Annotated in this window: 26 protein-coding genes; 14 read left to right on the top strand and 12 right to left on the bottom strand. The window is 46.1% G+C overall.

The features are described 5' to 3' along the window. Window positions 1–338 precede the first annotated feature (338 nt). Together ABXT59_RS09765 and msrP are read left to right on the top strand one after the other, a co-directional pair. Window positions 339–920, top strand: coding sequence for a ferric reductase-like transmembrane domain-containing protein (locus ABXT59_RS09765; RefSeq protein WP_443635929.1), 582 nt, complete (start codon window positions 339–341; stop codon window positions 918–920). Beyond that, the gene (msrP, locus tag ABXT59_RS09760) at window positions 910–1,854 is read left to right on the top strand and encodes a protein-methionine-sulfoxide reductase catalytic subunit MsrP (protein WP_443635928.1); all 945 of its coding nucleotides are present in this window, start codon (window positions 910–912) and stop codon (window positions 1,852–1,854) included. The genes ABXT59_RS09765 and msrP overlap by 11 nt, the downstream gene beginning before the upstream one ends. Before the next feature lie 171 nt (window positions 1,855–2,025). Here msrP and ABXT59_RS09755 read toward each other — a convergent pair whose 3' ends face one another. From ABXT59_RS09755 to ABXT59_RS09745, 3 genes are all read right to left on the bottom strand, one after another. Further along, complete coding sequence (locus ABXT59_RS09755; protein WP_443635927.1) at window positions 2,026–2,733, bottom strand: prepilin peptidase; 708 nt, start codon at window positions 2,731–2,733, stop codon at window positions 2,026–2,028. A 71-nt stretch (window positions 2,734–2,804) separates the two neighbouring features. Then, the gene (locus tag ABXT59_RS09750) at window positions 2,805–4,475 is read right to left on the bottom strand and encodes a 5-guanidino-2-oxopentanoate decarboxylase (protein ID WP_443635926.1); all 1,671 of its coding nucleotides are present in this window, start codon (window positions 4,473–4,475) and stop codon (window positions 2,805–2,807) included. Then, a complete protein-coding gene (locus ABXT59_RS09745; protein ID WP_443635925.1) occupies window positions 4,472–5,656 on the bottom strand; it encodes a pyridoxal phosphate-dependent aminotransferase in 1,185 nt (394 codons plus the stop codon). Before ABXT59_RS09745 ends, ABXT59_RS09750 begins: the two co-directional genes overlap by 4 nt. A 120-nt stretch (window positions 5,657–5,776) precedes the next feature. Here ABXT59_RS09745 and ABXT59_RS09740 point away from each other — a divergent pair, with 120 nt between their 5' ends. Next, window positions 5,777–6,376: a TetR/AcrR family transcriptional regulator gene (locus ABXT59_RS09740; protein WP_443635924.1), complete on the top strand. Its 600-nt coding sequence runs from the start codon at window positions 5,777–5,779 to the stop codon at window positions 6,374–6,376. 49 nt (window positions 6,377–6,425) lie between these two features. Here ABXT59_RS09740 and ABXT59_RS09735 read toward each other — a convergent pair whose 3' ends face one another. From ABXT59_RS09735 to ABXT59_RS09720, 4 genes are all read right to left on the bottom strand, one after another. Then, complete coding sequence (locus tag ABXT59_RS09735) at window positions 6,426–7,118, bottom strand: ABC transporter permease (RefSeq protein WP_443635923.1); 693 nt, start codon at window positions 7,116–7,118, stop codon at window positions 6,426–6,428. A 1-nt stretch (window position 7,119) separates the two neighbouring features. After that, the gene (locus tag ABXT59_RS09730) at window positions 7,120–7,845 is read right to left on the bottom strand and encodes an ABC transporter permease (RefSeq protein ID WP_443635922.1); all 726 of its coding nucleotides are present in this window, start codon (window positions 7,843–7,845) and stop codon (window positions 7,120–7,122) included. A 113-nt stretch (window positions 7,846–7,958) separates the two neighbouring features. Further along, window positions 7,959–8,723 (bottom strand): transporter substrate-binding domain-containing protein, encoded by a 765-nt coding sequence (locus ABXT59_RS09725; protein WP_443635921.1) that lies wholly within the window; start codon window positions 8,721–8,723, stop codon window positions 7,959–7,961. A gap of 39 nt (window positions 8,724–8,762) precedes the next feature. Further along, a complete protein-coding gene (locus ABXT59_RS09720; protein WP_443635920.1) occupies window positions 8,763–9,548 on the bottom strand; it encodes an ABC transporter ATP-binding protein in 786 nt (261 codons plus the stop codon). 266 nt (window positions 9,549–9,814) lie between these two features. Here ABXT59_RS09720 and ABXT59_RS09715 point away from each other — a divergent pair, with 266 nt between their 5' ends. After that, entirely contained in the window at window positions 9,815–10,690 is an 876-nt protein-coding gene (locus ABXT59_RS09715; protein ID WP_443635919.1) for a dimethylarginine dimethylaminohydrolase family protein, read from the top strand. Window positions 10,691–10,750: 60 nt separating this feature from the next. Here ABXT59_RS09715 and ABXT59_RS09710 read toward each other — a convergent pair whose 3' ends face one another. After that, on the bottom strand, window positions 10,751–11,842 hold the full coding sequence (locus ABXT59_RS09710) for an NADH:flavin oxidoreductase/NADH oxidase (protein ID WP_443635918.1): 1,092 nt from the start codon (window positions 11,840–11,842) through the stop codon (window positions 10,751–10,753). Window positions 11,843–12,000: 158 nt separating this feature from the next. Here ABXT59_RS09710 and ABXT59_RS09705 point away from each other — a divergent pair, with 158 nt between their 5' ends. From ABXT59_RS09705 to ABXT59_RS09675, 7 genes are all read left to right on the top strand, one after another. After that, complete coding sequence (locus ABXT59_RS09705) at window positions 12,001–12,348, top strand: RidA family protein (RefSeq protein WP_443635917.1); 348 nt, start codon at window positions 12,001–12,003, stop codon at window positions 12,346–12,348. Beyond that, a complete protein-coding gene (locus ABXT59_RS09700; RefSeq protein ID WP_443635916.1) occupies window positions 12,348–13,163 on the top strand; it encodes a M23 family metallopeptidase in 816 nt (271 codons plus the stop codon). The genes ABXT59_RS09705 and ABXT59_RS09700 overlap by 1 nt, the downstream gene beginning before the upstream one ends. A gap of 127 nt (window positions 13,164–13,290) precedes the next feature. After that, the gene (locus ABXT59_RS09695; RefSeq protein ID WP_443635915.1) at window positions 13,291–13,857 is read left to right on the top strand and encodes a TIGR00730 family Rossman fold protein; all 567 of its coding nucleotides are present in this window, start codon (window positions 13,291–13,293) and stop codon (window positions 13,855–13,857) included. Window positions 13,858–13,881: 24 nt separating this feature from the next. Then, on the top strand, window positions 13,882–15,321 hold the full coding sequence (locus ABXT59_RS09690) for an aldehyde dehydrogenase family protein (RefSeq protein ID WP_443635914.1): 1,440 nt from the start codon (window positions 13,882–13,884) through the stop codon (window positions 15,319–15,321). A 168-nt stretch (window positions 15,322–15,489) separates the two neighbouring features. Beyond that, window positions 15,490–15,957, top strand: coding sequence for a hypothetical protein (locus tag ABXT59_RS09685; protein WP_443635913.1), 468 nt, complete (start codon window positions 15,490–15,492; stop codon window positions 15,955–15,957). Window positions 15,958–16,058: 101 nt separating this feature from the next. Continuing rightward, on the top strand, window positions 16,059–16,694 hold the full coding sequence (locus ABXT59_RS09680; RefSeq protein WP_443635912.1) for a DUF2026 family protein: 636 nt from the start codon (window positions 16,059–16,061) through the stop codon (window positions 16,692–16,694). A 15-nt stretch (window positions 16,695–16,709) separates the two neighbouring features. After that, on the top strand, window positions 16,710–17,405 hold the full coding sequence (locus ABXT59_RS09675) for a pseudouridine synthase (RefSeq protein WP_443635911.1): 696 nt from the start codon (window positions 16,710–16,712) through the stop codon (window positions 17,403–17,405). Here ABXT59_RS09675 and arfB read toward each other — a convergent pair. Further along, window positions 17,385–17,804 carry an alternative ribosome rescue aminoacyl-tRNA hydrolase ArfB gene (gene arfB, locus ABXT59_RS09670; protein WP_443635910.1) on the bottom strand — a complete coding sequence of 140 codons (420 nt, stop codon included), beginning with the start codon at window positions 17,802–17,804 and terminating at the stop codon, window positions 17,385–17,387. The genes ABXT59_RS09675 and arfB overlap by 21 nt on opposite strands. An 11-nt stretch (window positions 17,805–17,815) precedes the next feature. Continuing rightward, on the bottom strand, window positions 17,816–18,772 hold the full coding sequence (locus ABXT59_RS09665) for a nucleoside recognition domain-containing protein (protein WP_443635909.1): 957 nt from the start codon (window positions 18,770–18,772) through the stop codon (window positions 17,816–17,818). Between the two features lie 142 nt (window positions 18,773–18,914). Here ABXT59_RS09665 and ABXT59_RS09660 point away from each other — a divergent pair, with 142 nt between their 5' ends. After that, window positions 18,915–19,532: a LysE family translocator gene (locus ABXT59_RS09660; RefSeq protein WP_443635908.1), complete on the top strand. Its 618-nt coding sequence runs from the start codon at window positions 18,915–18,917 to the stop codon at window positions 19,530–19,532. Between the two features lie 78 nt (window positions 19,533–19,610). Here the strand turns inward: ABXT59_RS09660 and ABXT59_RS09655 are convergent, their stop codons facing one another. Beyond that, the gene (locus tag ABXT59_RS09655; protein ID WP_443635907.1) at window positions 19,611–20,795 is read right to left on the bottom strand and encodes a YbfB/YjiJ family MFS transporter; all 1,185 of its coding nucleotides are present in this window, start codon (window positions 20,793–20,795) and stop codon (window positions 19,611–19,613) included. A gap of 264 nt (window positions 20,796–21,059) precedes the next feature. Between ABXT59_RS09655 and ABXT59_RS09650 the strand changes: the two genes are divergently transcribed. Together ABXT59_RS09650 and ABXT59_RS09645 are read left to right on the top strand one after the other, a co-directional pair. Beyond that, entirely contained in the window at window positions 21,060–22,205 is a 1,146-nt protein-coding gene (locus ABXT59_RS09650; RefSeq protein WP_443635906.1) for an MFS transporter, read from the top strand. A 102-nt stretch (window positions 22,206–22,307) separates the two neighbouring features. Then, window positions 22,308–22,715 carry a DUF2306 domain-containing protein gene (locus ABXT59_RS09645; protein ID WP_443635905.1) on the top strand — a complete coding sequence of 136 codons (408 nt, stop codon included), beginning with the start codon at window positions 22,308–22,310 and terminating at the stop codon, window positions 22,713–22,715. A 116-nt stretch (window positions 22,716–22,831) separates the two neighbouring features. Here ABXT59_RS09645 and ABXT59_RS09640 read toward each other — a convergent pair whose 3' ends face one another. Beyond that, a complete protein-coding gene (locus ABXT59_RS09640) occupies window positions 22,832–24,958 on the bottom strand; it encodes an oxidoreductase (protein WP_443635904.1) in 2,127 nt (708 codons plus the stop codon). Window positions 24,959–24,992 lie beyond the last annotated feature (34 nt).

Genomic DNA, 24,992 nt, shown 5'->3' with positions numbered 1-24,992 from the left:
TTATTCTGGAGACTTTGCGCGATCATGTCTAATAGTTTAGTTAGTTGTGGGTCGTTAGTTTGTAATTTGGGGTCACTGCATCATAATCTAGGTTACCCATCGCTATAGAAACCAAAGACACAGTTGGCGCCAGAGGAGTGTTTTGGTGCTGAAAAAATTCATGGGATTATCAAACTCGCCAAATAATCGTAAAAAATGCCCTTCGCACAGCGCCTTTGCTAAACCAGTCCGTATGCTTCGCCATTACTTGCCGATGTATAGCAGTCTGCTATAGTTACTGGATAATTTTTAAATTCCTACCTAAGTTAAAACTTAGTAGCAGGGCACAGGGAGTAGTTTTGGCTTTATTCAACGTACCTATAACAACTCGTAAACACCTACTCAATTTAGGTTTGTGTCTGGCGTTAATATGGGGTGTTTATGACGCCCTGATGGGGCCAGATCTAGTGTCAGATTTACGTGACTTCACTGGCCGTTATGGGGCTTACTTATTACTCATTAGTTTGCTGTTTACCCCCCTTAGCCAACGCTGGCATTGGGTTAAACGTCATTTAGCCATGCGCCGTAATATTGGTGTGTGGGGTTTTATCTATGCAGCCTTGCATGTGCTCATTTGGATCATGTTAGAGTTTTATTATGATTGGCAACTGATGCTCGACGAAATAGCAGGTAATTTGTTCATTCTATTGGGAATTTTAGCGTTTTTGTTGCTTTTGCCATTGGCCCTTACTTCGACCCATAAGGCGATTAAATACTTGGGGTACCGTAAGTGGCAGTTACTTCACACCCTGACCTATGTGGCCATTCCTGCTGTTATTGCGCATCATTTTATGGCCCAAAAAACGGCTACCCTAGAGCCATTATTGATGGGTTTAGTGTTATTTTTAGTGTTGGTTTGGAGATACCGTCATGTCCGTTAAGTCATCTGAAATAACCCCAGAAAAAGTATATAAACGCCGACGCACATTGGTGGCAGCTGGAGTAGGGGTGCTGGCTTTACCACTCTTAGACAGTGCCTATAGCTTGCTGACTCAAGAACAAGAATCTACCAATCAAATGTTTGAGCCATTAGCCGCATTACCTGATAGCCAAGATCTGCCCCTAACCCCCACGGCCTACGATACAGTGACAGGCTATAATAATTATTATGAATTCGGTTTTGGTAAAGAAGACCCTGCTCAAGCAGAAAAAACCTTAATTACCTCCCCATGGAGCCTTGAAGTGGGTGGTGAGGGTGCAGACAAACCGGGTGTTTATGACATCGCTGATATTAAAGGTGAACACGCCATAGAAAACCACCTTTATCGATTTAGATGTGTTGAAGCTTGGTCTATGGTGATTCCTTGGAATGGCATTAAGTTGGCAGACGTGATCAAAAGAGCTGCACCCAATAGCAAAGCTAAGTTTGTGCGCTTTACCACTATTAATGATGCCCAACAAATGCCCAATGCAGATTGGGCAGGTGGGCCCTATGTGGAAAGTTTAACCATAGACGAAGCCATGCATCCGCTCACTTTACTGGCGACTGGTATTTATGATCAACCGTTAGAGCAACAAAATGGAGCGCCTATCCGTTTGGTGGTGCCCTGGAAATATGGCTTTAAATATGCCAAATCTATTATTAAAATTGAATTAGTGGAAACTATGCCCAAAACCACTTGGTGGTTGCAGAATCCGCGTGAATATGGCTTTTACGCTAATGTGAATCCACGCTTTGATCACCCCCGTTGGAGCCAAGCCACGGAAAGAGTGATTGGTGGGTTAGGGCGCAAACCCACGTTACTATATAACGGCTATGCCGAACAAGTGGCGCATCTATACCCAGATTTAGACAATCGTTTGTACTTTTACTAAGCCTTCACTAGGCCTTAACGAAGCGCGCATTAAACCCAAACTAAAGCTGAAATAAGCGCCATAATTGCTCACCCCAGAGTAAGTAAACTAACCCCCCAGCAGACAAAAAGGGACCAAAGGGCATTTGTGGGTCTGTGGGAGTAGATCTAAGGCGCAGCACTAAAGCTACCACTATGCCTGCCAGCCAAGCCAAGCACCCAGGGCTGCCAGTAGTTTAAAATCACCATAACCCATGCCATGGCGCCCTGTGGCTAAACGAAAGCCCCAATAAATTAGCCACAAGCATAGATAACCTGCAACGGCCCCCCAAAAAGCATCTTCTAGACTGGTGATAATGCCCATCGCGTTGACAATTAAACCCAACCACATTAAGGGTAAGGTCAGTTGATCTGGCAATAGTTTATGATCTAAATCAATCACTGCGAGGGCCACTAACATGTACACCAAAATTAGGGCCATCAAAGTGCTTACATGGGGCCCTAACACCCAAGCCACTAGCAAACCTAAGGCAGCGGTTAACAATTCAACCAGTGGATACCGAGAGCTTATCTTTATGCCACAAAAAGCACACTTGCCACGCAATGAAACATAGGAAATAACCGGTATGTTATGCCAAGCTTTTAATGGCGTAAGGCAACTCGGGCAGTGTGACGCTGGCCAGGCAATAACTGCCAAAGCCGGCGCTAAAGGCTCTTGATCTTGTTTGGAGGGCTGCAAAAGTACTTGGCATTCATGCTCCCACTCTTCCTGCATGGCTTTGGGCAAGCGCAGAATGAGCACATTAAGAAAACTGCCCACTAGCAAACTGAACACGCTCGCGGCGATTAGCCACACGGCATTATGTTGGGTAAATAGATCAAGCAAGGTGGAAGCAGTCATGGGCTATATTATTCACTATCAATAGGAATATAAATAAGTTTTCATACTGACCTTAATATAGACGCTAATGCTTAAAGTGGTGTGATGGATTCAATTTGAGCCATGATTAAGGCCTCGTTAATTTCCAACAGCGTGGGAGATTGACCCTTAGCCGCTTTTTGTAACTCGCTAGTCAGGGCCTCGAATGAGGTTAGGTAGGTATAGCCAATGTCATAGGCTTTTGCTAGAGCATCTATTTTGGGTGGTTTAGGGCTGACACCCACGGGAGTGATACCTACATTTAACATGGAAGACTCAATTTCACTATACCCTTGGTTGTTCCAAACAATAAATATAATGGGCAACGCCCAATCCTTAGCCGTGGCTAACTCAGCTAAACAAAATTGCAGGCCACCGTCACCCGTTAAGGCAATGATGGGCTCATTGTTCTGTTCTAGCCTCCGTCCTAAAGCGGCCCCTATGGCCGCAGGCACCGCATAGCCTAAGGTGCCAAATCCGGTTGCAGAGTTGAACCAAGTTTTAGCAGCAGGTGCTTCAAAATAACAATTGCCAGCATAAACTGGTTGGGTGGAATCACCCACGATGATTGTTTCAGGAAGCATTTGTATTATGGTGGTTAAAAAACGGTGATGTTGTTGATAAGATTTAGGCAGTTGGGTAAAGGCTGCCTGCCTAGTTATGCTCGCGCGGGCTTCACCTGAACTCACAGAAGGTAGCTTATGCGTTAACAATGGCAGTAGGTGAGTTAACGCTTGGGATACGTCACAATGAATACCAAACTGCTTGGATGCTTGTAAGGCGCTAGGGCTAATATCGATACGAATGAGGTTTTTTAATGGCGGTAAGTTGCCATTTACATACATATCGTAATCGGTTTGTCCCATTTCTGTGCCTAGGGCGATCACACAATGAGCCTGTGCTAGTAGGCTACGAGTCGCCTCTAAGCTGGGACTGGCGGGCACTGATAAGGCGTGGTTAGCCATTAGACCACGTCCATTAATGGTAGTGACTACGGGCGCATCAAGAGCAAGAGCCAGCTGCTTTACTTGATCTTGGGCGTTAACTGCGCCACCGCCAGCAAGGATAACGATGGAGTTGTGCTGATTAATGACATGGGCTGCACTTTGTATGTGGTTGAGTATGTCAGCACTTTTTTGCGTCTGTTGTTGCTGATGCTCAATCGGCTGTTTAATCATTTGCACTGTTTCATCATTGGCTAATTGCCCAATAACGTCTAGGGGTATCTGCAAGTGCACAGGGCCAAGGGGGGTGCCATTACGAGCATCTAGTGTGGCAAAAACTTGGCTCATCGTGTGCGTGACATTATCGTTCGCGTCGAGCTGAAAACTAGCAACGGTCAAGGGTCTAATAATGTCAGCTTGTCTGGGCATGGCGTGCAAACAGCCTTGTTCTTTTGTACTCCCATCATTCACAGTTGATATAACTAACATGGGGATGCTATCCCCTAGGGCTTGGCCCATGGCCGTTGCAATGTTGGTGAGGCCTGGCCCAGTAATAACAAAACACACCCCTGGTTTTGCTGTAATTCGGGCATAGCCATCGGCCATAAAGCCTGCACCTTGCTCATGGCGGGGCGTAATGTGCTGAATATTGGAGGCGGCTAAACCGCGGTATAACTCCAAGGTGTGCACGCCAGGGATACCAAATACAGTATCGACACTATAAGCTTCCAGCAACTCAATGATTTGTTGGCCTTTGGTTATGGTTGGTGAGGGGCTCATGGGTTATCCTGCTGACATTGATCAATAAAACCACGGATGCGCTTGCAGGCTTCTAATAATACGGCGTCATCAACGGTAAATGAAATGCGCACCCAACCGTATGAGGTTTTACCAAAAGCACCGGCATCGAGCACCGCCACCCCCGTGGCTTCATAAAGGGCGTTGGCAAACTCAAGACCGCTCATGCCCAAGGCACGCACGTCCATCATAATAAACATGCCTGCGCTTGGTTTAAGAATGGGGGTGGCTTTGATGTTCTTCAGTGCCTCATAAACCAAATCGCGACGTTGTTTAAAGGTCACTCTAATGTGTTCACTTTCGGCCTGTGATTCTTGTAAGGCCGTATAAGCTGCGGCTTGGGTAAATCCAGCTAAACCATACAACATACAAAGGCCTAAATTAGAAAAATGGTCAACCAGTGCCGTTGGACCAATTGCCCAACCCACCCGCCAGCCTGTCATAGCATAGGTTTTTGATAGACTGTTTAGGGTCACAGTGCGCTCAAACATACCAGGCCGGTGGGCGATGCTGATATGCTCCCCTTCAAAGATTAATTGATCATATACTTCATCCGCAATCACCCAAAGATCATGTCGTATGGCAAGATCACAAATTGAATCAATCTCACTATCAGACATCATCACTCCAGTGGGGTTATTAGGGTTGGTCACGAGTATGGCTTTAGTTTTTGGTGTAATGGCGTTAAGGGTCGCCTTGGCATCAAATCGAAAACCACTATCTGCAGGCATCGCTACGGGTATTAAGTTTGCGCCCGATGCACCTAAAGTGGCTTCATAGGTGACATACATTGGGTCGAGGGCCAATATTTCGTCACCCGCATCTAATAAACATAAGCCAGCAGCAAATAACGCATTTTGAGCGCCCGCAAAAAGCATCACGTTGTCTGCGTTTATGTTTGGGATGTGGTTTGACTGGAACTGCTGCGCAATAACTTGCCTAACCTCACGTCGCCCTGCCACTTGTTGGTAGTGAGTGTCGCCTGCCTTTAGGGCGGCAATAGCCGCTTGGGTGATGGCTGCTGGGGTAGCAAAATCTGGATCACCCACACTTAATACAATGACATCTTTGCCGGCTATGGCATCTTTTATAGCCACTTCATGGAGGTCCCACGCAGCCGCACCTTCGCCGTTGATCCGATTCGTTAATTGAGAAAATTGCATAGTCACCTTGACCGTGTGAGCGCTATTGTTGAACGATCGTCCAATACTATTGAGCACTTGCTCAATAGTCAAATAAAGCCGACAATTAAGCTTATCCCCTTGGCCTGTTTTGGAACTGCCGTGAAGAAGAAATCAGATCGTTTATCTCCCCCTGAAAGGCGTAGTCAGCTGATTGAAGCTACCCTTATATGCTTAATGAGTGAGGGTGCAAGGGGTTTATCATCGCGCAAAATTTGTGCCCAAGCTCAGGTTTCAGTGGGGCTGCTTAATCATCACTTTTCTAGCCAAGAGCAGCTAGTGGCCGCCGCCTACGAGGAAAGTTCTCGGCGCCACCATGAAACCTTAAGAGCACGTATAGAAGCGGATGCGCAGAACCAAGACGCACCCATAAAAACCCTCGTATCCTGTGCCTTTGAGGAAGATATTATGCACCCAGATCAGTTGCGAGCCTGGGTCGTGTTTTGGTCTAAAACCATCGATTCTAAAATGATGCGAGCCACTCATGACCGCATTAATGAAAGACTGCAGTCTTATCTTATCGAAGTGCTTGCGCGGTCTTTGCCTAACTGTGCAGGTGATCTGCGTGTATTAGCCATTGAGTACAGTGCATTAGTAGACGGTCTGTGGCTGGATTGGAGCCTTAACGGAAAACACCAAAGCTCTGAACTGTGGCAAACCATTTTGAATCAGTGGTTAGATCGGACCTTAGCCTTGGCTTAGGCGGTCAACGTAAGTCTGTGTTGCCAACGACGAATTCCGCTGAAAACCATTACCCAGATGCCTTAGGCACTTGGCTTTCTAACCAATGGAATAGCAGTACAATAACTCCAGTGAGGCAGATATAAACACCAGCAATAAGTAGTAGTGGTTCATAAATACGGTACGTTTCTTGACGAATGATGGTGCCAACACCAAAGATTTCATACACGGTAATGGTGGCTGCTAAGGGTGTCGCTTTAAGGGTGAGTACCATTTCTCCCGCAAGGGTAGGCAATACATTCTGTAGTGCTCGTGGTAGCCATATGCGACGTAGTAATTGAAAACGGCTCATGCCACTAGCGATGCCTGCTTCGAGTTCACCCTTGGGTACGTTTTTAAATGCCCCACGCATAATTTCACCTTCGTAGGCTGCTACACTTAGTGTAAAAGCAACCACGGCATAGGGGAACGCATCGCGCAAATAAGGCCAAAAAAAGCTTGTGCGTATACCGTCAATATAAGGGAATATGGAACCAAGCCCGTAGTAAAGCAACCACAGTTGAATGAGTAGGGGAGTGCCACGAAAGGCGGTGCAAAAGGCTTTTGCTGGCACAGATAAAATCCGTGGCCCAGTTACTTGCACCAAACCAAGGGGGATAGCGAGCAGCATGCCAAAAAATATGGCCATCACCAGTAACTGTATAGTGAGCCATGTGCCGGCAAGTAATTTAGGAGCGTATTCGCCTACCCAGTACCATTCCATGTTAATGCCCTAAGCTAGTCATACCCCGAGTTGAACGGCGTTCTAACCACTGAAATCCAAGGTTGGAAATAAGTGTGACGGTTAAATAAATGGCTGCAGCTATTAAAAAGAACTCCAAATAATAACGAGTCGTACCTGCAGCTACACGGGTCGTTAGGGTGAGTTCTTGGAATCCAACAACAGCTAACAAAGCGGTGTCTTTGGTGACGATTAACCACAGGTTAGACATACCTGGTAACGCCAGCGGAATCATAGCTGGAATAGTAATTCGTCTAAATAAAGTGAACCTAGACATGCCGAAAGCTCGCCCAGCTTCTAATTGGCCCCTAGGTATGGCTTGTAGTGCACCTCGGATCACTTCTGTGGAATAAGCCCCTTGAACTACACCCAAAACAACAATCCCTGCAACCAAACCACTGATATCAATGGGCTTATAACCCAAACTCATGAGTAGTTCGTTGAGTAGGGCACTGCCTGCGTAATAGAGTAATAAAATAAGTACCAGTTCTGGCACTGCTCGAACCAATGTGGTGTAAGTTCCAAGTAAAAAACGGGTAACAGGACCACCGTTTATTTTACCTAATGCGCCAGAAAAACCTATGGCAGTGCCTAAAAAATAAGCCCCAAACGCGATTTGCAGGGTAGCTAACAAACCATAAAAAAGGTTGTCACCCCAGCCCATATCTGAAAATTTGAGTATGTTTAAAAAGGCAAGAAATGCGTCCAAGGGCGTCCTTTAGGATAAAGCGAGTGGCCTAAGATAAGTGGATGTCATCTAGAACATAGTTAAAGGACCAAAGATCCTTCAACTACACTCAGGATGACAAGGAGCGCTAAACGTTAGCCGCCATAAATGTCAAAGGTAAAGTAAGGTGCAGAGATTTTATCAAAGGTGCCGTCAGAACGAATTTGAGCAATCGCGGCGTTAATTTTGGCTTTTAGATCAGAACCCTTCCGTAAGCCAACACCCACACCAGGGCCAAAGACGCTTATATCATGTAAGTCACCTTTAATTTCGCAACATTGGCCTTCGGTGGATTCTAAGAATGGCTGCATCGCCATGCTATCACCGATTACAGCATCGAGACGGCCAGAGAACAAGTCTTGGTTGTGCTCATCAAAGTTTTGGTAAGATTTAATGGTCGCACCAGTCATGTGAGCCTCAACGTAGTTTGCATGTGTGGTAGCTACCTGAACACCAACAAATAGACCCTCAACGCTGGCAGCATCTGCACTAACGCTTGAGTCTTTAGGTGCAACAATAACTGCTGGCGTGTTGTAGTACTTGTCTGAGAAATCAATGGTCTTCATGCGTTCTTCGGTAATCGACATGGAGTTAATAATAGCATCGATTTTGTTGGAGGTTAGTGCAGGAATAAGACCATCCCAAGCTGTCTTCACCCATACGCAGTCCTCATCCATGGCTACACAAATAGCTTCAGCAATCTGAATTTCCCAGCCTTCAAGTTGGCCAGAGGCGCTTTCTGCTGAAAATGGAAGATAAGGCGCGGGGTCGATACCAATGCGCACTTCTGCTTGGCTAACGCCAGCAACTAATATTAATGAGCCTGCAGAGCTTAACAGGAGCTTTTTAATGTTTTTCATAGTCGATTTTCCTTATTTTTATTAAACTACTTGAACCTTTTAGTTCACACTACTTAGAAAGGCTCGACAACGAGCACTTTCAGATTCATAAAATATTTTTTGTGGGCTACCTTGTTCTTCTATCAAGCCCTCTTGCAAAAATATGATTTGATTCGATACATCTCTTGCAAAACGCATCTCGTGGGTCACCATAATCATGGTTCTACCCTCTTCGGCAATGCCTCGTATTACATTTAACACTTCACCTACTAATTCCGGATCTAGAGCAGAAGTGGGTTCATCAAACAACATCACCTTCGGTTGCATAGCTAAAGCGCGTGCAATCGCTGCACGTTGCTGTTGGCCGCCTGACAAGTGCATGGGATACGCATCTCGTTTATCCCACAAACCCACACGATTTAGCAAGCGCTCCGCCTCATCTACCGCTTGGGCTTTATCTATTCCCAAAACGTGAATCGGCGCTTCAATGATATTTTTAAGAACGGTTTGGTGTTGCCACAAGTTAAAGCTTTGAAACACCATGCCCATGTTGGTTCTTAGACGTTGGATCTGTTTTTGATGTGTAGGGCGCAGTATATGTCCTTGCAAATCTCGTTTGAATTCAATGGCTTCACCAGCCAATGAGATATGACCTTGGCTTGGCAGTTCCAACAAATTCAAACAACGTAAGAAGGTAGATTTACCAGAACCACTAGAGCCAATGATGGACCAAACTTCGCCATTTTTTGCACCCATAGAGATACCTTTGAGTACGTGATTAGCACCAAAAGATTTATGTAAGTTTTCAACCTCTAGGGCATTATTGGCTTGGTATTCCGGGGGCATTAACATGACCTTCGCGTTTTTATTTTTATTGTACGACCGTTTAAGAGTATGCAAGCCAGAGTGGTTAGTCAACCTTAGTATATTGGTGAGTCGTTGTTGGTCAAGTGAAGTGTAACAAGGCGATTTAATTGTGATGGGCTTTACTTCATTGCAGCATGTTTGTAGCATCGTATTAACCCAACAATAGTTGAATGACACGTTAATTATGTCAGTGAAGTGATTACACCATTGTGAATCATTACAAAGTTCCAACAAGGAAACTCCTTATGCCCAGCTTCGGTTGCCAGTCCATGTCATTACCCTTGCAACGAGTGTTGATGCGGGCACCGCGCGCGAGTCTGTTAAATGCCAACCCTCAGCAATGGCACTACGGTCCAACATTTGATGGTGCTAAAGCGCTAGAACAATATCAATTTTTCCGTCGTTTAGTGGCAGCCTGTGGTACAGATATTATTGATATTGAAGACCATAACGATGGTCTATCAGATGCTATGTTTACTTTTGACCCCTCACTCATGAGTGATCATGGCGCTATTATTCTTAATATGGGTAAGCCCTTGCGTAAGGCCGAACCCGCTCTGCATGAGCAGGCTTATATCAATGCGGGCATTCCTATTTTAGGGCATATAAAAGGTGAAGGGCAGATTGAAGGAGGGGATTGTATTTGGTTGGACCACAACACCCTTGCAGTGGGACGTGGGTTTCGCTCTAACCAAGCAGGTATAGATCAACTTAATGTGATGTTGAACTCTCTCGGGGTGAGGGTATTAGGGTTTGATTTGCCTGTTTGGCAGGGTGCAGAAGCCTGTTTGCACTTAATGTCGGTGATCTCACCCTTGGCTCCAAAGTTAGCTTTAATTCACGCGCCTTTGTTACCTACAGCCCTCTATCAGTTAATGCAGTCGATGGGTATTGAGTTAATTGAAGCTCCTAACGATGAATTTATGGCCAGTAGTGGTCTTAATCTTAACGTGCTCCCAACGGCACCTTCTGAGTGTATTATGATTGATGGTTTCTCAGCCACCAAGGCCGTTATGGAAGCTGCAGGCTGCGAGGTGAAGGTTTTTGCCGGTGATGCTTTGTGTATTGCTTGCGAGGGAGGCCCTACTTGCTTAACTCGGCCAGTTCATAGGGCTTACTGAAAACTTTATCCATTGACTTAACTAACGCATCCTAATCACGAATCTTACTCGGAAATGCTACTAACGGCCGATAAATAACTGGTGCAGCGGCGGCATGACCTGAGACATTTCAACGCCTAGTTCTTTAGCCGCATGGGTAGGCCAATAGGGGTCGTGGAGCATGGCTCTGGCTAACAGCACTATATCGGCTTGATGATGAGCAATAATGTCTTCTGCTTGTTGAGCTTGGGTAATTTCTCCCACCGCCATAGACATTAAGCCACTGGCTTGGCGTAGATCTGCTGCCATGCCTACTTGTTGAGCGATGCCCCCATTAATTGCACTGCGGGCCGCAGGTGTAGCACCACCGGCACTGCAGTCAATCATGTCTACGCCCAGAGCTTTGAGCCATGAGGCCACTTCAATATTGTCTTCAACACTCAATCCACCTTGGACCCAGTCGGTCATAGAAAGCCGCACTACGAGAGGCAGTTCCTGAGGCCAAGCTGCGCACACCTTAGCCGTGGTTTCAAGCAGCATACGGGCGCGGTTTTTAAGACTGCCCCCATAATTATCAGTGCGCGTATTGACCAGAGGTGATAAAAAACTATGCAGCAAATAGCCATGGGCACAATGGATTTCAAGCAATTCGTAGCCTGCTTTTAGTGCCCTTTGAGTAGCTGCTACAAATTCATCTTGTACTTGTTCAATGTCGTCCTGCTGCATGTGTTTTGGCGCTTTCCATAAACGCACGCCGTCATCATCAAAGGGTTGGTCTGCAGGCCCCATGATGTCCCATCCTCCTTGGGCATCCGTGAGATGTTGACCACCCAGCCAAGGTTCTGCACAACTGCCTTTGCGGCCCGCATGGGCCAACTGAACGCCAGGTACGGCGCCTTGGCTTTTAATGAAATCGGTAATGGGCTTTAACGCAGCCACTTGCATTTCATTCCAGAGGCCCATGCAGGACGGTGTAATGCGGCCCTCAGGTGAAACGGCAGTCGCTTCTGTGATCACAAGGCCAGCGCCTCCCACAGCTTTAGATCCCAGTTGGGTCATGTGCCAAGCTTGAGCAATACCATCAATAGCTTGATATTGGCACATGGGTGCCACGCCAATGCGGTTGCGCAAGGTGACACTTTTAATAGTTAAGGGACTAAATAAATGGGACATTTGTGATTTTCCAAGGCGCTAATAATAGCAAAGGGGCAGACCATGACATGGTCTAAGCATAGGGTCAATAGGCTCGATATAGTGTGACAAAAAAGTGTGATTTAGATTTGCTTAAATATAGTTTTTGGTTTTATCATTGGGCTTTTGAGAACGTGATTATGAATATAGGTCGTCACCAAACCAATGAACGCACGAGCAAGGTCGTCGTGCATAATAACGTAGCGTATTTATGTGGGCAGGTTGCTGCTGACGCTGACGCTGACATCACTCAGCAAACCCAAACCATGCTGGCCAAAGTTAATGAGTTGTTGGCAAGCGTGGGCTCAGATACGACCCGCATGCTATCAGCTACGATCTATTTAAAGTCGATGGATGATTTTGCCGCCATGAACTTGGTGTGGAACGCTTGGGTACCATCGGGCCATGCTCCCGCACGAGCTTGTGTACAAGCAGCCATGGCTCGACCTGAGTTGTTGGTTGAAATTTCTGTCACTGCTGCTTGTTAATGCTTAAACACAGGCTAACAGTTGTTGCTAGGGCCTTAATCTTTTCGGTGCTGGGTCTTTGTGGCAGTGTTTTAGCGGCAGACTATCAACAAGGTGAATTGGTCATAGGCTACGTTGAACCAGGCACTCAGGTGTGGCTAGGCGATGTCCAGTTGCAGGTGTCTTCTGCGGGCTTGTATGTATTTGGTCTTGGGCGCAATGCCGCCGTTAGTGTCACCTTAAAGACAAAATCAAATAACAGCGCCTCTAGCCAGGTGCCTGTAAATGTGCAAAAAAAAGTCCAAAAACGCCTCTATGTGGAACAAAAAATTAATGGTTTGCCTAGCAAAAAAGTGACACCCAAAACAGACGCTTCACAACGCATTCGCCAAGAAAATCAATTAATTGGTGAGGTTAGGCAGAGCCGCACTGAAGCTGACTGGTTAGGCCAAGCTTGGATAAATCCTGTTGCAGGGCGTATTAGTGGCGTGTTTGGTTCGCGACGTATTTTGAATGGGGTGCCAAAAAACCCCCATAATGGTGTTGATATTGCAGCAGCCAAGGGCACTAATATTGTCGCCCCTCTCACTGGAAGAGTTGCCTTAGTGCACGAGCAGATGTTTTATACGGGTAAAACCATCATGTTAGACCATGGCCTGGGCGTGACCAGTGTTTATGCCCACTTGAGCAACATCGACGTGGGTTTGGGGCAGGTGGTTGAGCAAGGCCAAGTTATGGGGCAAGTAGGGCAAACAGGCCGAGCCACAGGACCCCATTTGCACTGGGGTGTGACTTGGCAAAAAACTCATGTGGATCCCCTGTTACTCGTGCAATAGGCTCTATGCACACTAGATGGGCTGCATTGAGGTCCCACCTATATGCCACACTCCCTCACACTCGAGCAGCGGGTGACTTGAGTGAGCATGAGTCGATGAATAGCTTACAATAAAAAAGGTAATGTATATGCAAAATGTGTGTGTTTTTTGTGGTTCTAGCGCAGGTAAAGACCCTGTTTTTATGGCCTCTGCAAAGGCTTTAGGAGAAGCGATTAGTCGCTCATCTATGGGGTTGGTTTATGGCGGTGCTGAAGTGGGTCTCATGGGACAGGTGGCAGATGCCGTATTAGCGGGGGGTCAAAAAGTACTTGGTGTAATCCCTCAATCTTTTGCTGAGCGCGTGGCACACAAGGGCTTGACTGAGCTACATGTGGTAGATTCTATGCACGCTCGAAAAACCATGATGTTTGAATTATCAGGCGCTTGCATCGCCTTACCAGGGGGCTTTGGTACGCTCGAAGAGTTGACGGAAGTGCTCACTTGGGCACAATTGGAGTTCCACCAAAAACCCATTGGCTTACTCAACATTAATGGTTACTATGACGCCCTGCTCACCTTTTTTGATCAAGCAGTGTTAGCGGGTTTTATCAAGCCCCAGCATTTAGATCTATTGGTGGTGCATGATGATCCAACCGAGTTACTGATGCGGCTAAAAGACTGTAAGCCCTCAAAGTCAGAAAAATGGTCCCATTAACAAGATTTGCTAGAGTGATACGCTATGATCGATACTAAAAAGTTTTACATCAATGGGGCATGGGTAGCACCGATATCCGATCGTGAAATGGAAGTCATCGACCCTTCCACGGAACAGGTGTGTGGCACCATAGCAATTGGCAATCAAGCTGACACAGACGCCGCTGTGGCTGCGGCTAAAGCTGCTTTTGATGATTGGAGTCAAACTCCTAAAGCACGACGCATCGTATTACTAAAGAAATTTTTGACCGTTTACCAAGCCCGCAATGAAGAAATGGGCCGAGCCATCAGCTTAGAAATGGGAGCGCCCATTGATATGGCCCTGACTTCTCAAGCGGAGTCAGGTTCTGAGCACACAGAAGGATTAATTGAGGAGCTTGAAAAATTTGAGTTTGAACGCGCCCTCAATGACAGTGCGCCTAATGACCGCATTATTTATGAAGCCATAGGTGTGTGTGCATTAATCACCCCCTGGAACTGGCCCATGAACCAGGTCAGTCTTAAGGCCATTGCGGCTATGGCAGCGGGGTGCACTATGGTGCTTAAACCCTCAGAAATAGCACCTTTATCGAGTTTAGTGTTTGCCGATATGGTGCATGAGGCTGGTATTCCAGCGGGCGTGTTTAATATGGTCAATGGTGATGGGGCAGGGGTAGGGTCGCACCTCACCAGTCATCCTGATGTGGACATGGTATCTTTCACAGGATCAACTCGAGCTGGTGCCCTTATTTCTAAAAATGCGGCGGATACAGTTAAGCGCGTGGCATTAGAATTAGGCGGCAAAGGCGCCAACATTGTGTTTGCGGATGCTGACGAAAAAGCCATTGAGCGGGGTATTTATCATTGTTTTGGTAATTCAGGGCAATCTTGTAATGCACCCACACGCATGTTGGTAGAGCGCAGCTTTTATGACCAGGCTGTGGTGATGGCCAAAGCCGCGGCTGCCAAGGTTCAAGTAGGCAGAGCTACGGAGCACGGTAATCACATTGGCCCAGTGGTATCTGAGTTACAGTACAATAAAATTCAAGCACTTATTAAAGTCGGCATTGACGAAGGTGCCAACGTCGCTGTGGGCGGTCTGGGTAAACCTCAAGGTTTAGAGACGGGCTATTTTGTAAAGCCCACAATTTTTACTGATGTAAATAATGACATGCAGATTGCCCGTGAGGAAGTATTTGGCCCCGTTTTATGCATGATTCCGTTTGATACAGAAGAGCAAGCGATTGCTATTGCTAACGACACAGTTTTTGGTCTCACCAATTATATTCAAACCCAAGATAGTGCTAAAGCTAATCGAGTAGCTCGTCGTTTGCGTTCTGGCATGGTGCAAATGAACGGTACCTTTAGATCAGCGGGCGCGCCGTTTGGTGGCTATAAACAATCAGGCAATGGTCGCGAAGGTGGGGTCTGGGGTTTAGAAGATTTCTTAGAAGTGAAATCGATTAGTGGCTGGAGCAATGATTAATACTGTGGGTATTAACTAGCAAGTGCCGTAGTAAAAGCTCTTCACTTGTTTTTACCTTGGTTGTAACTATATGTGGCGTTTTATTATAAATGCTACAATCGCAAGCCCTGCAGTCTTTGGTTTAGGCATTTGAACGCGAGTGCAGAATGAAATGAAAGGATGGGTGATATGTTCACGAAAGTGACTCCAGTGAGGCCTTACTGGTCTGAAATACGCGAAAAAATGTGGAATCACATTAGCGTCGCGGGTTTCACCATTGATGGTGCAGATATTATTGGCGTCAATGACTCTGATGAACAAATTATGTCAGCCTTAAAAACTCGCAAAGATCACATATTGCTGGTGCCTTATAATGCCTCGGCCAGCAATGAAACGGCCATGAAAACGGGCCTAGATATTGTGTTTTCTGTCAATAAAAACATCGAAATTCTGGCGCAATCGCCTATTATTATGCCCGTGGCCAACGCTTTAACCAGTGCCCTTAGAAAAAAGTTGGCCGAAGAACGTGAGGGTGGTCGTTTAACGCCAGAGCTAGACAAGCGAATTTTATTTATTGCAGAAAGTGATTTAAATCGCCCAGAATTGGCTCAACGTATCCGTAGACATGTGCAAAAGGTCTATGATTTACACGCTTAATTAAGGCTTTTTTAAAGCCATCTAGCCTAGCGGCTGACTTTTTAACAACGCTTAAAAAGTGCAGAACTCAGGATTATATTTAACTTTCTCAGACCTTATCTATGCTTATCACTCTAGCCGATTACCGTCGTATCTACTCCACAATCCATTCTCTCTTGCTTGCAGACTCGGTTAATAGCCATGAGGCTAGCATGTTATTTAGTGTCTATGGAGCACAAATTTTAAAGCGTCACTTTGGTATACCCGCCCAACCCATGGCAGGTGCTGCAGCTTATCATTTAGGGCTACAAGCTAAAATTTTGACCTTTGGCGCATACCAAGCAGTGACCTTACAAAGCTCCCATAGTCAACATCACTGGTGGGTTGAGGCTGATGGATGGATGCTTGATTTTATGGCACCCCTATTTCCAGTATTAGTTAAACGAGCAGGTAAGGAAGCCAAGGTTGAACCTTGGATGATGCAAAAATCAATGGCGAAAGTAAAAAAATCCTTAGCCTCAGTAAACCAACAAGGTGACTTTTTATTGCTAGAAGACGATAGTTTAGGAAGTCTAAAAATGTCTCAAATGGTGACAGAAAAAGCCCATATCCAAAGGGGTAAGTTAGCACTAGATTGGTTTGTGAAGACCCCCAAAAAGATGCCTTCACCATTGCAAGTTACCTATAAAGACGGTCAGCCTAATGGCAAGAGTAAACTCGTGACTTACAGTAGTTTTCTTATCAATGGTTCTTGGTAGCTTGGCGCAACGCTAATGGTAGCTTACGCTCAACGCCTTGATAGGTTTATTAGTCAAACATTAGATTGTAAAAAACGCCAAGTGCAACTATTGCTGGCCCGTGGTTTAGTCAGTGTAGACGAGGTTATTTGCTATGAGGGCGAGCGACGCATTGGTCAGTTTTCAAAAATAGAGGTTGAAGGTCAGCTTTTAAGACACCAGTTCGCTGTCTATTTAATGCTCAATAAACCCGCAGGTGTTGTCAGTGCCACGGTTGATGATCAACACATGACAGTTTTGGATATTCTGCCTGCTAAGTACCAAGGTTTGCACATTGCTGGGCGTCTCGATTTACAAAGCACGGGACTGTTATTGTTAACCAATGATGGCCATTGGTCTCGACAGATTACCCAACCCAGTACCAAACTCCCTAAGCATTACACGGTGACTGTGACTAACCCCATTAGCCAAGCAGAAGTAGACGCTTTTGCAAAGGGTATTTATTTTGCTTTTGAAGACCTGACTACGGCACCCGCTCAACTGAACATAACCGCCACTACAAGTGCCCATATTATCTTACATGAAGGGCGGTACCACCAAATTAAACGTATGTTCGGCCATTTCCGCAACCCAGTGCTAAGTATTCATCGCACTCAAGTGGGCGCCATTAAACTCCCTGCCAACCTGCCTGCTGGTGGTTATCGTGTGGTCTCAGACCCCTTGGACTTTTGAACGTAGCTTCTTAGTTTGACCCTTTTGAGATTTAGTATCTAAACGTCGGGTTTTAGAGCCCTTAGTGGGCTTAGTGGCTATGCGGCGTTTTTCTTGCACCATGGCCGCTTGGATAACTTGGCTTAACTGTTCCAATGCAGTTTGACGGTTACTGTCTTGGCTACGACTGGCTTGAGACTTAATGATGATCTTGCCAGAAGCGCTAATTCGATGATCGGCGGTCTGCAATAACTTGTGCTTCACATAGGCGGGTAGGGCGGTTGATGCCCTAATATCAAAAAATAAATGTACCGCTGTAGAGGTTTTATTAACGTGTTGGCCGCCAGCGCCTTGTGAGCGAATGAACTGTTGTTCAATTTCGTGGGCTGGGATAGTAATGCGGTTGGAAATCTTTAACATAGGACTCAGCTCTAAGGTCGCAACAAATATTTTTGCTGAAATTCAGGGCTCATCTTAGTGAGCCAATAACTCACTGCACAGGTAAAGACAAAAGCGAACACCAAACGAAACCAAAGTATGCCCCACAGGTGAGCACCCAATAAAAGTACCAGTAAGGTATCCTCAATAAGGCTATGGCAGAAGCCTAAAAATATAAGGGAGGTAAACACATCCTGTTTGGATACATGCCCCGCATTGGCCTCTTTAATCAATAATCCACCACCAAAAGATAGGCCTAGGGTAATGCCTACCAAGGTAATGGTAGAAGCTTCCTTGCCTATACCCATTAATTTAAGCATGGGGCGAAGAAGCCATTGGATGACTTTTTCTACCCCAATGAGTCGAAGAATTTTTAAAAATGTGAGGAGCACAATAATAACTAATTGAATCATGCCCAAGGCTTTTACTTGAGCCCACACCCAGTTATCCAGCCCATCGGCAATAGGGTCAGGCTGCCACACCATATGTGCAGGGCCCTGTTGCGTTTGAGTTTGATGGTAAAACACATAGAGTAGCCAGGCAAAAGCAAAGGCGCCTAGTAGGCGAGTCACTATAGCCGTTCTCATGCGCATACCCGCCAGTTGGGCAATACGCACTTCAATAGGCAGGCCGTGGGCCATTAATAATAGGCCACTGAGAACGGTCACTTGTGCCACGGTTAATGGGCTGTCGCTACCCAGCGAGTAGAGCACAATCATGCCACCATAGATGTTAGTCGCTATAGTTGCCGCCCACACTAAACCCATTTCTTGGGGTAGCCCTACAAGGGCCATAAGGGGGCCTAACCATTGACCAAAAATTGCAATACCGCCCAACTCTTCTAGCACTTTGACAAGCACAATAATGGGCACCATCAACTTAAAAAGAGGCCACGAAACAGTCACAATTTCGTCAAATAATGATTTAAAAAACAGCGCAGCTGGGTGCATTAACTTAACCTTAACTTTCACCTAATCAGGCCCACAGGTGATCTCAAACTGATGGTAACTGATTCTTATACACACTTCCATTGACACAGATTCCAGCGCCATGCACTATCCCTCACTAGCTTTGATTATATGGATAAAATTAATGAGTACTGCCTTCCTGTTGGCCTTAATACCCACTTTCTTTTTTGTTTCTGTGACCCCGGGTATGTGTATGACCTTAGCCTTAACTTTGGGAATGACGGTGGGTATTCGTCGCACCATGTGGATGATGTTAGGTGAGCTTATAGGTGTTGGCTTAGTGGCCATATCAGTAGTCATAGGGGTCGCTGCATTAATCGTGCAATATCCAGAATTATTTGTCGTATTAAAAATTGCGGGTGGCGGTTATCTACTCTATTTGGGTATTCAACTATGGCGCTCCAAAGGCAAAATGGCGATTGATTTAAATGGCACCCCCAAAAACACAGGGCGTTTGCAATTGGCAACTCAAGGATTCATCACTGCCGTTGCTAACCCAAAAGGTTGGGCTTTTTTTATCGCCTTGCTACCCCCATTTATTGACCCTACACGGCCCATGCCAAGTCAAATGGTGGTTCTTTTGAGTGTCATTCTCACGCTTGAGGCCTTGTCACTGATGGTATACGCACTGGGGGGTAAAAGCCTCAGCAAGGTGTTACAGAAGAGTGGTAATGTGCGTTTGATGAATCGCATTGCTGGCTCGCTAATGATGGGTGTCGCAGCTTGGTTAGCACTGGGGTAGGCACGCCGACAGTCAAAAACCTTTTAATGCTCAGTAATAGGATCTATGGGCTGCATTTTTCAACAAAAAATCAAAGCGTTATTCAAGTTTGCGCAACCTATAAATCAAGCAGCAACCCACAAACATAGTGCCACAGGCAATAATAATACTTAAGGTGTAGCTGCCTGACCATTGGGCTAATACGCCTGCAGCGGCTGGCGCGGCGATCTGTGCCACGCCATAGGATAAGGTCATTTTGCCCATCATTTTGGCAGGGCGATTAGGAAAATACCGTCCGGCCATGGTTAGGACTAAGCTCACAAGACCAATAAAAGTGCCCCCAAATAGCGCCGCACCAATAAATGTCCAAATTAACCCTGGGCTTAAAATAGGAATAAGCATGCCCGCTAATTGCAGAATAAAGGCCAACAATAAGGCATTTAAGTTACCTAATTGACGGGCGATCAAATCCCAAATAATGCACGCTGGTGCGGCTGCAAGACCAATAATCATAAAGGTGATGGCACCGTAGTCTTGTTGTCCTGCGATCTGATTGACGTGGGCCACAATAAAGGTAATGACAACAGCGTAACTTACTCCTGCACAGAAGTAGGCCAGCATAAATGTTTGGATAAATTGAGCAGACGGAGGATGGTCAATCATTTTATCGCCACTGACGTTATAGCCACTAGTATTAGGGCTCGGCAGCCAAAACCATGCTGGGAAGGCCAACAATAGACCTATCGCAGTGAGCCAAAACCAGTGCTGCTGCCAACTGATTTGCCCTGCTGCTAGGTAGACAAATAAAGCGGTTAAAAAAATGCCGGCACCCATACCTATAAAATGAATGCCCAGTTCAGAACGCAATTGATGGCGCAGTAACCAATGCATTACTAACCCTGATCCGAGTAATAGCCCTGCTGCGCTACTCAGACCTGCAAAAAATCGCAAAACACTCCATGCCCAAAAATTCTGTGTGAGCCCTAAGCCTACCGTAGTAATTAAAGCCACTACTAAACCTAGTCGGTACAAACGGTCTTTTTTAACCAAATCAACAATGTTGGCGGCAATTAAAGCGCCGCAAAAATAGCCCACATAATTAAAGGCGGCTAACCAGCCCCCTTGGGCGATACCTAAGCCTGCCTGGTGTTGCATTAATGGCAGCATGGGTGTGTAGGCGAAGCGGGCGATGCCAACCATTAAAATGAGGCTAGCGATGCCAGCACATAAAATTTTAAGCCTCTGGGCCTGGTGCAAAAAAGTGAAATGATCAGTGGTGGGCATTGAAGAGCCTATGCGCAAGCATCAGGAGGGATCACCATTATGAAGAGGCTATCAACACAATACAATCTAGACCTTGGGCTAAGAGGACTTTTGCATCGGCTTAGGCTACAATTTCGCAGCTAAATTCACCATTGATCCAAGGACTTATCATGGGGCAAGCATCGGCACGGACAACAAATAGGTTAATTAGTGGTAGTAGCCTAAAAGACATGGGCCCGAAGAATTCAGGGTGCGTTCTAATTTTGGTATTAAATGGCCAACATTATGCCCTCTAGTACTGAGTTGTTTAAGGGGCGTGAACACGCGGTATTTTCTGGTTTTTTCTTTGCATATTTTGCATGTTTTGGCTTAGTGTTACCGTTTTTACCCTATTGGATGGTCAGTCGGGGTTTAGACGCCCAAGAGGCGGCATTAATCCTCAGTTCTGCTTTTATAAGCAAGGTGTTTTTTGGTTTGGGTGTGGGCATATTGGCCGATGCCACTGGCCATAAAAAACGCTGGATATTACTGCTGTCAGTGTTCACCTTTTTGGGTTTTGCTGTGTTTGTACAAATTGAGACCTTTTGGCCTATGCTCATGGTTTGGTTTGTTGTGGGTGCGTTGCAAACTAGTCATGTGCCCATGGTGGATGGACTTGCTATTGCTTCAGCCCGCTTGGGTAAACTTAACTATAGCAAAGCTCGATTATGGGGTTCGGTCGCTTTTATTGCCTCGTCTACGCTTAGTGGGCTTTACATTGCAGCTTATTCTATTGAAGCGTATCCCCAGCTATTGCTAGTCCTTGGTGCCGTTGTGATTGTGTTTGCAATATCTCTACCCGACATTCGTCCACAAACTAAAACAACTCGAAAACTGGCCTTCTTAGAGCTTTTTAAATTACCAGGTTTTGCTGCAGTAGTGACGGTGAGTGCACTCATACAAGCAAGTCATGGCGCCCTTTATGGCATTGGTACTTTGCATTGGCTGGAGGCAGGTATCAGCGAAAGCATTATTGGCCTACTTTGGGCCCAAGGGGTGGCGGCTGAAGTGGTGCTGTTTGCGATCGGTCTTTGGTTGTTAAAAAAAGTGGGCGTCAAAGGTCTACTATGGATGGCAGTCATCGGGGGCACTATACGTTGGGTTTTACTTGGATGGTCAACGGATGTGGGCCTACTTTTTACTGTGCAAATACTGCATGCCTTTACCTTTGCCGCAACTCATTTGGCGATGACCCAATACATCACCCAAAAAGTTCCAGATCAACTAACGGCGTCTGCTCAAACCTTATATGATGCGCTGGCTCTGGGTGCATTAATGGGTATTAGTATGACCTTAGCTGGTGGTCTGTATGGGTACATTAGTGGTCAAGTGTTTTGGGTTATGGCCTTAATATCTATCTCTGCTGGCCTTGTGCTAAAACGGTGTAAATAGTAATTTATGTTATATGATAAATATATCAGTAGGATCAAGTTTGAGGTAAACTATAAGGTCAAATATAAGGTCAAATATAAGGTCAAATATAAGGTCAAATAAATGTTATTAGATCACTGGCAAGAGGCCCTGATTTTGCTGCATTTAAGCACCATCGGGCCAGCGTTCCTCATGGGGACCTATATCATGTTGAACAAGAAGGGCACTGAGCCGCATAAGCGTTTGGGCCGCGTTTATATGGGCCTCATGTTATTGACAGCGCTGGTGACCTTATTAATATCAGCCCAATTAGGCCCTACCTTGTTTGATCACTTTGGCTACATTCATTTGTTGAGTTTACTAGTGCTTTACACTGTTCCAAAAGCCTACTTTGCGATCAAAGTGGGTGATGTAAAGACTCACAAATGGAATATGATTGGGCTATATATTGGCGGTCTGTTAGTGGCTGGTACATTCGCCTTGATGCCAGGGCGGTTGCTGGGTGATCTGCTTTTTAGTGAGCTGCCTTAGTCTGCACCTGTTGGTCGCTGCTCACCTCTCAACTCTCAACTCTCAACTCTCACCTCTCAACTCTCAACTCTCAACTATAACTACTTGTCATTACCTCAACCGCAACCTTAAACACTTCAAATATCTTTCATCAGCCGTAGAGCATCATAAATGGCCGCGTGCACATTGCGTGCTGCCACTGCATCACCAATGCGAAACAACTGAAATTGGCCTTTATCATTGCGTTTAACCGTTTGTGGTGTGCCGTTGATAAAAGCGTCTTGATCGAGTTCACCTGCATTAGAAGACATGGGTTTAAGGTCGAAATAAAGCGCTTCTAAGGGCAGGGTGCCATGGTTTACGACGACTTGATCAATAATACGGTGTTTGTTCACAACCCCATAATCACTGCTCAAGGTGGCTTTGAGTTGAGCTTGCTCACGCTCCACTTTATCGACTCGGTAAGTGACAGTAAAAGTCACGTCTAAATCCTGTAGGGAGCGCATGTAGGGCACTAAATTCATGGCCATAATTTCAGGGGCAAAACTTCTATCGGGGGTCATGATTTCTAATTTTGCGCCGCTTTGTGCTATTAACTCTGCAGCTTGCAGGGCTGGATGATCTCCTGCATCATCAAAAATAAGCACGTTTTTACCGGGCCTTACATCACCCGCTAAGATATCCCAGCAAGACACCACCAAGTCATTGCCTTGGCTTAATACGTCAGTATTGGGCATGCCACCCGTGGCAATGATAACGGCATCAGGTTGGTGCCTCAAAATGTCATCTGGCTGCGCCCAACAGTTAAATTCAAAACTCACATGATGTTTGAGACATTGCTGCATGCGCCAGTCAATAATGCTCATCAGTTCTTTGCGGCGGGGCGTCTGTGCCGCAAGTCTAAGCTGGCCTCCTTCTTTGGGAGAAGCTTCGAGTACCGTCACCTTGTGACCTCTTTCAGCGGCAATGCGAGCGGCTTCTAAACCTGCAGGGCCAGCCCCCACAATCACAAGTTTTTTGATCTTTTCAGCCTTACTAAAGGTATGGGGCATGGTTAACTCACGCCCCGTTGCGGCATTGTGCATGCATAATGCATCTCCCGCTTGATAGATGCGATCAAGGCAATAGTTAGCACCTACACACGGTCTAATGTCCTGTTCTCGGCCTTGCATTAGCTTTTGGATAAGATGAGGGTCTGCCATGTGCGCACGAGTCATGCCTACCAAGTCAAGTTGACCACTGGCAATGGCATGCCTTGCGGTGGCTAGGTCAGGGATCTTGCCAGCATGAAAAGTAGGCATGCCGGTGGCGGCCCTAACTTTACCTGCAAAGTCTAAGTGGGGAGCATTTTTCATGCCCATGATGGGTATGACATCGGTCAAAGCTGCATCGGTATCAATATGACCCCGAATGACATTAAGAAAGTCCACTTGGCCTGTATCTTTGAGTATTTTTGAAATAGCCACGCCTTCAGTGGCACTTAATCCACCTGCCATGGCCTCATCAGCGGTGTAACGGATGCCCAGCACCATTTCATCACCGATGCGTTGGCGAATGGCTGTTAGTACGTCAAGGGTAAATTGGACACGGTTTTGCAGTGGAGCATGGTTGGCACCGCCATAAGGACCATCCATAGTATTGGTGATGGGTGACCAAAACTGGTCCATTAAGTGCCCATAGGCTTGTAACTCAATACCATCCATGCCGGCTGCCGCCATGCGTTCTGCTGCATCAGCATAGTCTCTGATAATACGTTCAATATCCCAGTCTTCTAACTGCTTTGGAAACGCGCGATGAGCTGGCTCGCGCCTGTGAGAAGGTGAAACAGCAGGTAGCCAGTCGCCTTTGTTCCAACCTGTTCGGCGCCCCAAGTGAGTTAATTGGATCATTACTTTAGTGCCATGTTGGTGACATGCATCGGTGAGTTCACTGAGCCAAGGAACAACCTCGTCTTTGTAGGCAAGAATATTATTAAATACTGGGGGGCTATCCTTAGAGACCGTAGCTGACCCCGCCGTCATCGTCAGGCTCACTCCAGCTTTGGCGCGCTCTTCATGATACGCTCGGTATCTTTGTTTAGGCATGCCATCTTGGGGGTACGCAGGCTCATGTGAGGTGATCATGATACGGTTTTTCAACTGTAAATGTTTAAGCTGGTAGGGCTCTAATAAGGGGTCATTATGGTTCACTGATGCACCTCCCTCTGAGGGAATTTCAATACTAGCTAAAAGGCTAATAGCAATGGTTAATAGTCCGCGTATCATGCCAAGGCTCTGACTAGAATAATTACACTTAGGA

This window comes from Candidatus Njordibacter sp. Uisw_058, assembly GCF_047730065.1.
In the GTDB taxonomy this organism is placed as follows: Bacteria; Pseudomonadota; Gammaproteobacteria; order Pseudomonadales; family Balneatricaceae; genus Njordibacter.
This window is presented reverse-complemented; position numbering and strand designations above follow the sequence as displayed.